At 69.2% G+C, this 12,161-nt stretch carries 10 protein-coding genes; 7 read left to right on the top strand and 3 right to left on the bottom strand.

Annotated elements, in window-relative coordinates; genetic code table 11:
• Positions 1–140: 140 nt before the first annotated feature.
• A complete protein-coding gene (locus VAE53_RS06060) occupies positions 141–1,493 on the top strand; it encodes a cytochrome ubiquinol oxidase subunit I (RefSeq protein ID WP_322818476.1) in 1,353 nt (450 codons plus the stop codon).
• Positions 1,483–2,496, top strand: a complete 1,014-nt coding sequence (locus VAE53_RS06055) for a cytochrome d ubiquinol oxidase subunit II (RefSeq protein ID WP_322818475.1) — start codon at positions 1,483–1,485, stop codon at positions 2,494–2,496. The genes VAE53_RS06060 and VAE53_RS06055 overlap by 11 nt, the downstream gene beginning before the upstream one ends.
• Before the next feature lie 9 nt (positions 2,497–2,505).
• Here the strand turns inward: VAE53_RS06055 and VAE53_RS06050 are convergent, their stop codons facing one another.
• The gene (locus VAE53_RS06050) at positions 2,506–3,633 is read right to left on the bottom strand and encodes an alpha/beta fold hydrolase (protein WP_322818474.1); all 1,128 of its coding nucleotides are present in this window, start codon (positions 3,631–3,633) and stop codon (positions 2,506–2,508) included.
• A 25-nt stretch (positions 3,634–3,658) separates the two neighbouring features.
• Complete coding sequence (locus VAE53_RS06045) at positions 3,659–4,582, bottom strand: cyclase family protein (protein ID WP_322818473.1); 924 nt, start codon at positions 4,580–4,582, stop codon at positions 3,659–3,661.
• Between the two features lie 84 nt (positions 4,583–4,666).
• Here VAE53_RS06045 and VAE53_RS06040 point away from each other — a divergent pair, with 84 nt between their 5' ends.
• From VAE53_RS06040 to VAE53_RS06025, 4 genes are all read left to right on the top strand, one after another.
• A complete protein-coding gene (locus VAE53_RS06040) occupies positions 4,667–5,959 on the top strand; it encodes an FAD-dependent oxidoreductase (RefSeq protein WP_322818472.1) in 1,293 nt (430 codons plus the stop codon).
• Between the two features lie 38 nt (positions 5,960–5,997).
• Positions 5,998–6,984, top strand: a complete 987-nt coding sequence (locus VAE53_RS06035) for an NAD(P)H-quinone oxidoreductase (RefSeq protein WP_322818471.1) — start codon at positions 5,998–6,000, stop codon at positions 6,982–6,984.
• A 108-nt stretch (positions 6,985–7,092) separates the two neighbouring features.
• Positions 7,093–7,392 carry a hypothetical protein gene (locus VAE53_RS06030; RefSeq protein WP_322818470.1) on the top strand — a complete coding sequence of 100 codons (300 nt, stop codon included), beginning with the start codon at positions 7,093–7,095 and terminating at the stop codon, positions 7,390–7,392.
• A gap of 164 nt (positions 7,393–7,556) precedes the next feature.
• On the top strand, positions 7,557–9,059 hold the full coding sequence (locus tag VAE53_RS06025; RefSeq protein ID WP_322818469.1) for a carboxylesterase/lipase family protein: 1,503 nt from the start codon (positions 7,557–7,559) through the stop codon (positions 9,057–9,059).
• A 90-nt stretch (positions 9,060–9,149) separates the two neighbouring features.
• On the opposite strand, the gene glnA is transcribed toward VAE53_RS06025, so the two are convergent.
• Positions 9,150–10,595, bottom strand: coding sequence for a type I glutamate--ammonia ligase (glnA, locus tag VAE53_RS06020; protein ID WP_322818468.1), 1,446 nt, complete (start codon positions 10,593–10,595; stop codon positions 9,150–9,152).
• A 282-nt stretch (positions 10,596–10,877) separates the two neighbouring features.
• On the opposite strand from glnA, the gene VAE53_RS06015 reads away from it, so the two are divergent.
• A complete protein-coding gene (locus VAE53_RS06015; RefSeq protein ID WP_322818467.1) occupies positions 10,878–12,134 on the top strand; it encodes a pitrilysin family protein in 1,257 nt (418 codons plus the stop codon).
• Positions 12,135–12,161 lie beyond the last annotated feature (27 nt).

Below are 12,161 nucleotides of genomic sequence, written 5' to 3'. Positions count from 1 at the left end.
AGATGGTGACATAGGGGTCGGTTAGGCGGGGAGAAAGGGTCGATAGGGAGGAGCGATGGGGCTATCGAGCGAATTTCGTGTTGTGACGTGGCGAATTGTCCATACTGGAGTCGGCGCCCGATTCGGCGCCGGAGGGACGCGTGGAGTTCGATACGCTGCTTTCGGCGCGCGCCCTGATGGGGTTGTCGCTGGTTTTCCATACGTTTTTCACGCCGTTAGGCATTGGGCTTCCGGTGCTGCTGTTCGCGGCGGAGGGCCTGGCGCTGAGGACGGGGGACCAGCGGTATCGTGAGCTGGCGCGGGCGTGGACGCCGGCGGTGGGGCTGCTCTTTGCGGTGGGTGCGGTTTCGGGCACGGTGCTGTCGTTCGAGCTGGGGCTGCTCTGGCCGCGCTTCATGGAGTATGCCGGCGGGATCATCGGGATGCCGTTTTCGCTGGAGGGGTTCGCGTTTTTTACGGAGGCGATCTTCCTCGCGATCTACATCTACGGCTGGAATCGGATGTCGGCCTTTGCGCACTGGCTGGTGACGATTCCGATCGTGGTGAGCTCGGCGATCTCGGCGGTGTTCGTCATCTCGGCGAATGCGTGGATGAACACGCCGGAGGGGTTCCGGGTGGTGGATGGGCGGGTGGTGGATGTGGACCCTTGGGATGCGATGTTCAATGCGGCGTGGTTGCACGAGGCGATCCACGGGACGCTGGCTTCGTATGTGGTGACGGGGTTCGCGGTGGCGGCGGTGTATGCGTGGTTGATCTGGCGGCGGGTCCCGGCGGTCCATCCGCGGCTGGGGCTCCAATTGGCGATGGTGTTGGCGGCGGTGGCGATTCCGCTGCAGATCGTGGCGGGGGATTTCGCGGCGCGGCGGGTGGCGGAACTCCAGCCGGTGAAGTTCGCGGCGATGGAGGGGCAGTACGAGACGGAGCGTGGGGCGCCGCTGCGGATCGGTGGGATTCCGATGGACGGAGAGACGCGCTATGCGATCGAGATTCCGAAGCTCTTGAGCTTCCTCGGCTACCGTGATTTCGATGCCGAGGTGATGGGGCTGAACGCGGTGCCGCCGGAGGATCGGCCGAACGAGCTTTTGACGCACCTATCGTTCCAGGTGATGGTGGGGGCGGGGTTCGCGCTGTTGTTCATCGCTGGTTGGTACTGGGTGGCGTGGTGGCGGAGGCGGAAGGCTGGGGAGTGGCTGCCGGGGCGGGCGCTTCGCTGGGCGCTGGTGGCGGGTGGGTTCCTCTCGTTCGCGGCGCTCCAGGCGGGCTGGTTCGTGACGGAGTTCGGGCGGCAGCCGTGGGTGGTGTATGGTTTTTTGCGGACGTCGGAGGGGGTGACGGAGCGGGACGGGATTCTCGTCTTCTTCGTGCTGTTCACGCTGTTGTACGTGGTGATTTCGGCCGGGCTGGTGGTGGCGCTGCTCCGCTGGCCGCACGGTCCGCGGCGGGCGGCGGGGTTGCCGGGTGGGGCGCGAAGGGAGGCCGAGGGTGTCGCCTGAGCTGGTCGCGGCGGGGGTGGCCCTCGTCGCGGTGATGATGTACGCGGTCTTCGGCGGGGCGGATTTCGGGGGCGGGATCTGGTCGCTCTTGGCGTGGGGGCCGCGCCGACAGGAGCAGCGGCTGGCGTTGGAGCGGGCGATCGGCCCGGTTTGGGAGACGAACCACGTGTGGTTGATCCTGTTGGTGGTGACGCTCTTCGTGGTCTTTCCGGCGGCCTACGCGGTGATTTTCGAGGCGCTCTATGTGCCGTTGTTCGTGGCACTGATCGGCATCGTGGCGCGGGGCGCTGCGTTCGCGTTTCGCCACTATGGCCGGCGGGAGAGTGGGTTGGCGCGCCAATCGCTGCAGTGGTTTTCGTGGGCGAGTGTGATGACGCCGTTCACCTTCGGGCTGGTGATTGGCGCGGTGACCGGGGGGCAGATCGAGGTGGAGGGGACGCGCGTGCTTTCGGGCCCGTTCGAGGGGTGGCTGCGGCCGTTCGCGTTGGTGTGCGGCCTGATCGGGCTGTCGATCTGCGCGTTTCTCGCGGCGGCCTATATGGTGCCGCGGACGGAGGGGGCGCTCCGGGAGGATTTTCGGCGGCGGGCGATCGCGGCGTCGTTGGCGCTCGGTGCGGTGACGACGATCGCGATTCCGGTGGCGGCGTTCGACGCGAAGGCGTTTGCGGCGCACCTCGACGATGCGCGGGTGGTAGGGGCGATGGCGGTGACGGCGCTGCTGGGGCTCGCGGGCTTGTGGGCGCTCTGGACGCGTCGCTACCGTTTGGCGCCGCCGCTGGCCGCGGCGACGGTGGCCGGGGTGGTCGGGGCGTGGGGGTTGGCCCAGGAACCGTACCTCTTGGCGGAGGCGTTGACCTACCGGGAGGCGGCGGCGGAGCGGACCACGGTGGTGTCGTTCCTGGCGGCGTTGCCGGCGGGGGCGCTCATCCTGGTGCCGTCGCTCTGGCTTTTGTATTGGACGTTTTCGCGGGAGACGTTGCGGGGCGACGAGACGGCGCACTGAGCTCGGCGCTCAGGCGAGGGCGGCGAGGTAGTGCTGGACGGCGTCGGCGTAGCCTTCGGGGTCGACGTTCCAGCTCCGGACGTGGCCGGCGGCGGGGACGCGGACGTAGCGGACGATATCGGGCCGGGCGGCGGCGAGGCTGTCGCTCGTGGCGACGGGGACGACGGGGTCGGCGTCGCCATGGAAGAGCAGGACGGGTACTTGCAGGTCGATGGCGGTTCGGCGGTAGTCGAAGTCGTCCCAGTCGAAGCGGTAGCGGCGGGCGGCGATGCGGTTGGAGATGGCGAGGTAACGAACGGGGATGCGGCGTTGGCGGGCTCCGTGGGCGATGGTGGAACGGAGGTCGAGCATGGGGGCATCGAGGATGAGGCCGGCTACGCGCGGGGCGAGGTCGGAGCGCTCCATGAGGGAGAGGCAGATGGCGCCGCCCATGGAGTAGCCGACGAGGAGGATGCGCTGGGCGCCGAGGCCGAGGGCGAACTGGATGGCGGCCTCGAGCTCTTCGTATTCGTCGCGGCCGTAGGTGTAGCGACCGCCAGGTGCGGGTGGGCAACCTTCGTCGTTGCGGTAGGTGATGGCGAGGGCGGGGAAACCGACGGCGGTGAGGAGGGGAAGGAGGCGGAGCGTTTCGCGGCGGTTGGCGCCTTTGCCGTGGACCATGATGGCCCAGGTATCGCGCTGGCCGGGGATGTACCAGGCGGGGAAGGAGCCGAGCGGGGCGTGGATTTGGACTTCTTCGAAGGCGAGGCCGTGGGCTTGGCGGGGGTCGCCGGGGTAGGCGAAGGGGTCGAGGCGGGCGAGATCGCCGGCGCGGAGGCTGCCCAGGAGGTGGTGGTATGCGCGGATGGCGACGACGCCGTTGGTTTCGAGGATGGGGCCGAGGGAGGCCTGGCCGCGGGCGGCATCGAGGAGGTAGCGGCCGGGCTCGAGGTGGGCGTTAGGTGGTGCCCCAGGGGCGGGACGAAGGGTGAGCCGCCCGGGGGCGATGGCGGTGACGCGGACGGTGTACGGTTCGGGGAGGCGGTCGGTGGCTGGGTCGAAGCCGGCGCGATGGAGCATGCGGGAGAGGAGGACTCCGGGGCCGAGGGCGAGGGCCCCGGCGGCGGCGAGGCTGGAGGCGAGGGTGCGGGTGCGCATGGAACGATGGTAGCGGAGCGACCGCTCAGAAGATGGCGATGGGGTTGACGGGGGAGCCGGTGCCGCCGCGGATGTTGAGCGGCGCGATGGTGAGGAGGAATTCCCAGCGGCCTTCTTCGCGGCAGGCGGCTGCGAGCGGGTCGAGGTTGGCGTTGTCGAGGAGGGGGAGGCCGGCGAAGACGATGGCGAGGACGTGGACGGGGCCGCCGGCGCGGGGCGGGTCGTCGAAGAGCGGGTAGCCGCTGGGGCGGGCATCCATCATGTCCCAGCCGAGGAGGGCGGTATCGTGCCGCTTGAGGACGGGCACGGTATCGGCGTGGAGCCCGGGCGAGGGCTGGACGCCGGGCGTGCGCTCGGGGTTGGCGGCGTAGAAGGCGCTCCGGCCGCTGTAGACGAGGACGGCATCGCCGGGCTCGAGCGGGGTGCCCTGGGCCGCGGCGGCGGCTTCGAGCTCCCAGCCGCGGACCGGGGCATCGAGCGTGACGCAGGGGGTGCCGCGGAATCGCGGGATGTCGATGAGCACGCCGCGGGTGACGATGCCGTCTTTCCAGGCATCGACGGCGCCGGCGCGCGCGCCGAGGGAGGTGACTTCGGTGGCTGGTTTGCCGTTGTACATCTGGCCCTGCCAGAAGATGTGGCAGAGGGCATCGATGTGGGTGGTGGCGTAGCCGTGGAAGAGGAGGCCGAGGTAGTCGACGGAGAAGTCGGCGCCGACGCGCAACCAGTGTTGGGCGGGGTTCCAGTTGCCGGGGCCGCCGACGGTGGCGAGGGGATGCGCGATGGAGACGGTCCGGCCGCTCCGCACGAGGGCGGCGGCTCGGCGGCGTTTTTCGGGGGTGATGAGGTTGATGGTGCCGGCGGAGTCGTCGGGGCCCCAGCGGCCCCAGTTGGAGCAGAGGTCGAAGTAACCGGCGACCTCTTCGGGGGTGGGCAGGGCGTGGTTGGACACGGGGCGCCTCCGGGCGAGGTTGGCAGGCAAGTGTAGCGCGCGGCGGAGGGCGACAGACGATGGGCGTGGGGGCAAAATGCGCGCATGGAAGGTGGCCGCGGGTTCATCGTGGAGCCGGAACGGCGCGTGCCGGTTATCGCGGAGGCGGATGTGCTCGTGGTGGGTGGCGGGGCGGCGGGCATCGCGGCGGCGGTCGCGGCGGCCAGGCAGGGCGCGCGGACGATGCTCGTGGAGCGCTACGGTTCGCTCGGGGGTCTGGCGACGAACGGGCTGATCGTGCTCTTGCTGACGCTGGACGACGGGCGGGGGCGGCAGGTGGTGGCGGGACTCTGCCAGGAGATGGTGGACCGGCTCTCGGCGCGGGGGGCGTGCTTCGCGCCGCCGCGCGAGGAGTGGGGCTCGCCCGATCCGGCGCTCGTGGAGCGGTACCGGCGACTGGGCCTGGTCTGGGGGAGCGGGCCGCACGTGGTGCGGTATTCGGCGGCGTACGACCCGGAGGAGTTCCGGGTGGAGGCGGACGGCCTGGTGTTGGAGGCGGGGGTGGACCTTCGCTTCCATCGCTGGGCGGTGGGGGTACGTCGGGAGGGGCAGCGCATCACGCATGTGGTGTTCGAGTCGAAGGCGGGGCGGGAGGCGGTGGCCTGTGGGGTGGTGGTGGATGCGACGGGCGATGCGGATGTGGCGGTGCTCGCTGGCGAGCAGGTGGAACGGGAGCTGGTGCACCCGTGGCTCTGGTTTCGGACGGCGAACGTGGTGGAGGATGCGGCGGAGGCTTCGCCCCAGCGGCTTTCGTATTACCGGACGGTGCATCCGGGGGGATACTTGCATCCGTGGGGGGCGGCGGAGCGGATTGGGCGGGCGATCGATGCGACGAACCCGGACGATCTGACCTACGCGGAGGTGGAGTGCCGGCGGCTGGCGCGGGCGGAGCTGGACCGGCTGCGAGCGAAGGTGCCGGGTTTCGAACGTGCTTGGCTGGCCGGGTTCGCGGCGACGCTGGGCATCACGGAGTCGCGGCGGCTGGTGGGTATCCATCAGCTGAGCCGCGAGGAGATGGACCTTCCGTTCGACGATGTGGTGGCGGTGACCGGCCACTGGACGAAGTACGGCGCGGTCTACGAGATTCCGTGGCGCTCGCTCTTGGCGCGGGAGACGGAGAATTTGGCGGTGGCGGGGCGGTGCATCTCTGTGGATCACCGTGTGCATCATGCGACGAAGGAGATTCCGGCCTGTTTCGCGACGGGGGAGGCGGCGGGGACGGGGGCGGCGATGGCGTTGGAGCGGGGTGTTCCGCTCGCGGGGGTGGCGGTGAGCGCGCTGCAGGCGCGGCTCGGCGCGGCGGGGGCCTGGCTCCCGGGCCGCGTTCTGGGGCGGTAGCGTAGGATCGGCGCAACCTTTCGAAGGGGGCGAAGGCGATGAAAGCGGTGGTGATCACGCGGCCCGGCGGGCCGGAGGTGCTGGAATACCGGGAGGTGCCGGACCCGGTGGCCGGGCCGGAGGATTTGCTCGTGCGGGTGCGGGCGACAGCGCTGAACCGGGCCGACTTGTTGCAACGGATGGGGGGCTACCCGCAGCCGGGGCCGAAGCCCGCCTTCGAGGTGCCGGGGCTGGAGTATGCGGGCGAGGTGGCGGCGGTGGGCGAGCGGGTGGAGGGGTTCGCCGTGGGCGACCGCGTGATGGGGCTGTTGGCGGGTGGCGGGTATGCGGAGCTGGTGGTGACCCATCACCGCTTGGCGATGAAGGTGCCGGAGACGCTTTCGTGGGAGGAGGCAGGAGCGACGCCGGAGGTGTACATCACGGCGCACGATGCGCTGCTGCAGTGCGGACTCGTGGCCGGGGAGCGGGTGCTGGTGCATGCGGCGGGGAGCGGCGTGGGGGTGGCTGCTGTGCAGATCGCGAAGGTGATGGGCGCCTCGTTGGTGGTCGGGACGGCGGGGAGTGCGGCCAAGCTGGCGCGGGCGGCCGAACTGGGGCTGGACGTGGGCATCGACTACCACGAGGAGGATTTTGCCGAGGCGGTGCTCCGAGCGACGGACGGGAAGGGGGTGGATGTGATTCTCGATGTCATCGGGGCGGACTACTGGGAGCGGAATCTGAAAGCGCTCGCGGTGAGGGGCCGGATGGTCATCGTGGGGCTGATGGGCGGGAGTGTCGCGCAGGCGAACCTGGGCGTTCTGCTGCAGAAGCGGCTGCAGGTGCGCGGGACGACGCTCCGGGCGCGGCCGCTGGAGGAGAAGGCGTTGGCGACACGGGCGTTCGAGAAGAGTGTGTTGCCGCACATCGCGAGTGGACGCGTGCGGGTCGTGATCGACCGGGTGTATGCGCTGGCGGATGCGGCGGAGGCGCACGCGTACATGGCGACGAACGCGAACTTCGGCAAGATCGTGTTGGTGGCGGGGTGAGGAGTTGACGCGCCGACGGGGGAGAGGCTAGCGTGCTCGGTACCCGCAGTGCGTTTCGCTTTCGAACGACGCTCGGGAATTTCGCTGGTACGTGAGGAGTACGCAGGCATGGCCGTCGACGGAACCTGGAACATCACCCTTTCGACGCCGATGGGCGAGCGCCCGGCGCAGCTGACGCTGCGGAGTGATGGGACCGCGCTGAGCGGGACGTTCGGGAGCGAGCGCGGCTCGCAGGAGTTCACGGGCGGGACGGTGAACGGGAACGAGGTGAGCTGGAAGACGATGTTCAACGGTGCGATGGGGCCGATGGAGCTGACCTTCACGGGCAAGGTGGAGGGGGACTCGATCGGGGGGACGGTGCAGTTCGGCGCGTTCGGCTCGGGCAGTTGGAAGGGTACGCGGGCCTGAGGGGCGTGAGATGAGCTGGGCCGGGGGCTGCGATAGGCACCCCCGGTCCTTTTTTTGGCGAAGGTAAAGGATTTCGCGAACTTTTGTCGAATTCTTGCGGGCGCAATTTGTCGCGCCGGTGTCGCGGGTAGAATGCCGGCCAACTTCGCGTCGGGAGCGTTTGGATGCCGACTGTCGAGACGAGCTTTGGGCGGCTGGAGGGGTTATCGCGGGGCGACCATGTGGCGTTCTACGGGGTGCCGTTCGCGGCTCCACCGGTGGGGCCGCTGCGGTGGCGAGCGCCGATGCCCCCGGTGGCCTGGCCGGGCACCCGTCCGGCGAAGGTGGCTGGGCCTGCCGCGCGGCAGACGGGCCACCCGATTCCTGGGTTCGCAGCGAGCGGGCCGCAGAGCGAGGACTGCCTCTACCTGAACGTTTTCACCCCGGGCTGCGATGGCGCGCGGCGGCCGGTGATGTTCTGGATTCACGGTGGGGGGTTCACGCACGGGAGTGGCTCGGAGGCACTCTACGATGGGGGCCGGTTGGCACGGCGGGGCGATCTGGTGGTGGTGACGATCAACTATCGCCTAGGGGCGTTCGGCTATGCGCACCCGGCGACCCGCATCCCTGGCCGCGGGCTGGCGAACAACTGCGGCCAGCTGGATGCGATAGCGGCGTTGCGCTGGGTGCACGAGCACATCGGGGCGTTCGGTGGCGACCCGGGCAACGTGACGATCTTCGGGGAGTCGGCGGGGGCGGCATCGGTGGGGACGCTTTTGGCGATGCCGGGCGCCCGTGGCCTCTTCCACAAGGCGATCTTGCAGAGCGGGGCGGGGCGCGCGGCCAGCCTGGAGGCGGCGGGCGAGGTGGTGGACCGTTTGGCTGGGGCCGCGGGCCTGGCGTCGGCGGAGGGGTTGTTGACCCTGAGCGATGACCGGCTGCTGGAGGCACAATCGGCGGTAGCAGCGAGCCGCGGCTTCGGGACGCTGCTCTTCGCGCCGGTGGTGGATGGAGAGACGTTGCCGATGCAGCCGTTGGACGCGGTGGCTGCTGGTGCGGCGGCCGGGATTCCGGTGATGGTGGGGACGAACCGCGACGAGGTGAAGCTCTTCACGGCGATGCAGCGGCGGGAGCCCTTGGACGATGCGGCGCTGGAGCGGGCGATCGCGGGGATGTTCCCGGGAGCAACGGCGGCGGCTATTCGCGAGGCGATCGCCGCGGTGCGGGGGAGTCGCAGCCGCCGGGGGCTGCCGGCGGAGAATCTCGATCTGCTGGACGCGATCTGGTCGGAGGGGATGTTTCGGGCGAATGCGCTCCGGCTGGCGCTGGCGCAGCGGCAGCACGAGGAGCGGACGTACGTCTATCTGTTCACGTACGCATCGCCGGCCAAGGGTGGCGCGCTCGGGGCGTGCCATGCGCTGGAGATGCCGTTCGTGTTCGGGACGCTGGACGCGCCGGGACAGGATCGCTTCGCGGGGACGGGTCCGGACGTGGAGCGGCTCTCGGCGAACATGATGGATGCGTGGATCGCGTTCGCGCGGACGGGCGATCCGTCGCACGAGGGAATCGGGCGGTGGGATCCGTACGACGCCGAGAGGCGCCCGACGATGGTGTTCGATCGGGAGTGCGGGCTGGCTGGGGATCCCTACGGGGAGGAGCGGCTAGCGGCTGCAGGGCTGACGGGCTGAGCCCAGTGAGGGGAGGTGTGGTTCGGCGGGACGGAACGGCGGCGCCCCGGGACGAGGGCGCCGCCGCGCGAGGATGCCGGGACCGACGGACTAGGCGTCGAAGTAGAGTTCGAATTCGTACGGGTGCGGGCGCATCCGGATGGGGTCGACTTCGTTCTCGTACTTGTAGGCGATCCAGGTTTCGAGGACGTCTTCGGTGAAGACGCCGCCCTTGAGGAGGAATTCGTGGTCTTCTTCGAGGGCTTTGAGGGAGCCGTCGAGCGATTGGGCGACGGTGGGGATCCTGCTGAGTTCGTCGGGGCTGAGGTCGAAGAGGTTGACTTTATCGAGGGGCTCGCCGGGGTCCCACTCGTTGATGATGCCGTCGAGGCCGGCCAAGAGGATGGCGGCGAAGGTGAGGTAGGGGTTGCCGGATGGGTCGGGTGGGCGGAACTCGACGCGCTTTTGGCGCGGGTCGGGGCTGACGAGGGGGATGCGACAAGCGGCGGAGCGGTTGCGCGCGGAGTAGACGAGGTTGACGGGCGCTTCGTAGCCGGGCACGAGGCGCTTGTAGCTGTTGGTGGTGGGGGCGGCGATGGCCATGAGGGCGCGGCCGTGGCGGATGAGCCCGGCGATGTAGTGTTTGCAGAGCTTGGAGATGCCGGCGTACTCCTCTCCGGCGAAGAGGTTGACGCCGTTCTTCCAGATGGAGAGGTGGGTGTGCATGCCGGAGCCGTTGTCGCCGAAGAGGGGCTTCGGCATGAAGGTGGCGACCCGGCCGTTCCGCTTGGCGACGTTCTTGACGATGTACTTGTAGAGGAGGGCTTTGTCGCCCATGCGGGTGAGGGTATCGAACCGCATGTCGATTTCGCCTTGGCCGGCGGTGGCGACTTCGTGGTGGTGGAGTTCGACTTGGATGCCGCACTGCTCCATGACCTCGACCATTTCGTTGCGGATGTCGGTCAGGGTGTCGTGGGGTGCGACGGGGAAGTAGCCGCCTTTGACGCGGGGGCGGTAGCCCTGGTTGAGGTCGCCGCGGAGGGTGGCTTCGGCGCTGGAGTTCCAGATGCCCTCGTCGGAATCGACGATGTAGGAGGCGGTGTGCATCTGGTTGGAGAAGCGGACTTCATCGAAGACGAAGAATTCGAGCTCGGGGCCGATGTAGACGGTGTCGCCGACACCGGTCTCGCGGAGGTACTGCTCGGCCTTTTTTGCGATGTAGCGGGCATCGCGGGTGTAGGCTTCGCGGGTGACGGGGTCTTCGACGTTCGCGATGACGGAGAGGGTGGGGACTTGGATGAAGGGGTCGATGAAGGCGGTTTCCGGGTCGGGGACGAGGAGCATGTCGGACTCCTCGATTTTTTGGAAGCCGCGGATGGAGGAGCCGTCGAAGCCGTAGCCGTTTCGCCAGGGAGAGCGGTTGTAGTCGGTCCAGTCGTTGAGCTCGCGGATGGGGCGGGTGATGTGCTGCCACTGGCCGAACAGGTCGACGAATTTGATGTCGACGAAGCGGACGCCGTGCTGTTCGCAGTAGGCCTTGATTTCCTCTGGGGTCATCGAACTCCTCTGGCGGATGGGGTTGGGCGGGTCTCCTGCATTGTCGCCCGGCCGGTGGTTATGGCCTTGGCGTGGGGCCTTTGGCTGGATGAAGTTCGTGTTACGGCCGGGCTGGGCTGCATGGAGTCCTGCGTGCTGGGCCAAGGGTAGGGCGGGCGGATTTCGCGGGAGTTGCGCGGGTGTTACGAACAGGTTTCGCCCCGGTCGGGGTGGGGCGGTTCGCGGCAAGGGGGCGGCCCGCGTAGGATGGGATGCGGTGCCCGGGCGGGCACGGGAGTGGTGATGTACGAGCGATCGATTTTGGCGAACGGGCTGCGCGTGGTGACGGCGGAGCTGCCGCATACGCGGTCGGCGACGGTGAGCATTTACGTCGGTGCGGGCAGCCGCTACGAGCGCGACGAGGAGGCGGGGCTTTCGCACTTTCTGGAGCACATGCTCTTCAAGGGGGCTTCGCGGCGACCGACGGCGCGGGAGATTTCGGAGGCTATCGAATCGGTGGGCGGGGTGCACAATGCGGCGACGGACCGTGAGGCGACGCTCTACTACGCGAAGGTGCCGCATACGGCGGCGATGACGGTGATCGACATTCTGGCGGATATGGTGACGGAGCCGGTGATGGACCCGGCGGAGCTGGAGAAGGAGCGAGCGGTGATTCTGGAGGAGCTGGCGGGGGTGGAGGACAGCCCGGCGGAGTTGAGCGCGATCCTGGTGGACGAAGCGCTCTGGCCGGGGCAGCCGCTGGGCCGGGAGATCGGCGGGACGCCCGAGAGTGTGCGGGCGCTGCCCCTGGAGGCGGTGGTGCGCTATTTCCGGCGGCAGTACGTGCCGGGGAACATGGTGCTTGCGGTGGCGGGCAATGTCCGCCATGGGGAGGTGGTGGCGGCGGCCGAGGAGTGGCTCGGGGGGGTGCCGGCGGCCGAGCCTGGGCCGTGGTTCCCGGTGATGGGGCGCGATGGGGCGCCACGCCTCCGGGTGCGCGAGAAGCCGACGGAGCAGGCGCACCTCTGTTTCGCCTTTCCGGGCGTGCCGCTCGGGAGCGACGACCGGTTCGCGGTGAGCTTGTTGAACATGTTGTTGGGCGAGGGGATGTCGAGCCGGCTCTTCCTGGAATTGCGGGAGGAGCAGGCGTTGGTGTACGACATCCACAGCTATACGAGCGAGTACCGCGATGCGGGGTCGCTGACGATTTACGCAGGCTGCGACCCGGAGAACGCCCGGGTGACGGCGGAGGCGACGCTGGAGGAGACGCTCCGGTTGCTGGAGGGGGTGCCGGCGGCGGAGCTCCGGAAGGCAAAAGAGATGGCGAAGGGGCGTATCCAGTTGCGGATGGAGGATACGCGCTCGGTGGCGGGTTGGCTGGGCTCGCAGGAGCTGTTGCGGGGCCGGGTGTTGACGGTGGACGAGGTGGTGGCGCGCTTCGATGCGGTGACGGTGGACGAGCTGTTGGCGGTGGGGCGGCGCATCCTCGACCCGGGGCAGGCGGTGTTGGCGGCGGTGGGGCCGCTCGACGAGGGGACGTTCGCCGGCATCCTGGGCTGAGGGGCTTCGACAGGGGCGGGCGTGGGG

This window comes from Tepidiforma sp. (assembly GCF_034432735.1).
In the GTDB taxonomy this organism is placed as follows: domain Bacteria; phylum Chloroflexota; class Dehalococcoidia; order Tepidiformales; family Tepidiformaceae; genus Tepidiforma.
The sequence above is the reverse complement of the archived record's forward strand: the minus strand, read 5'-3'. Positions and strand labels throughout refer to the sequence as shown.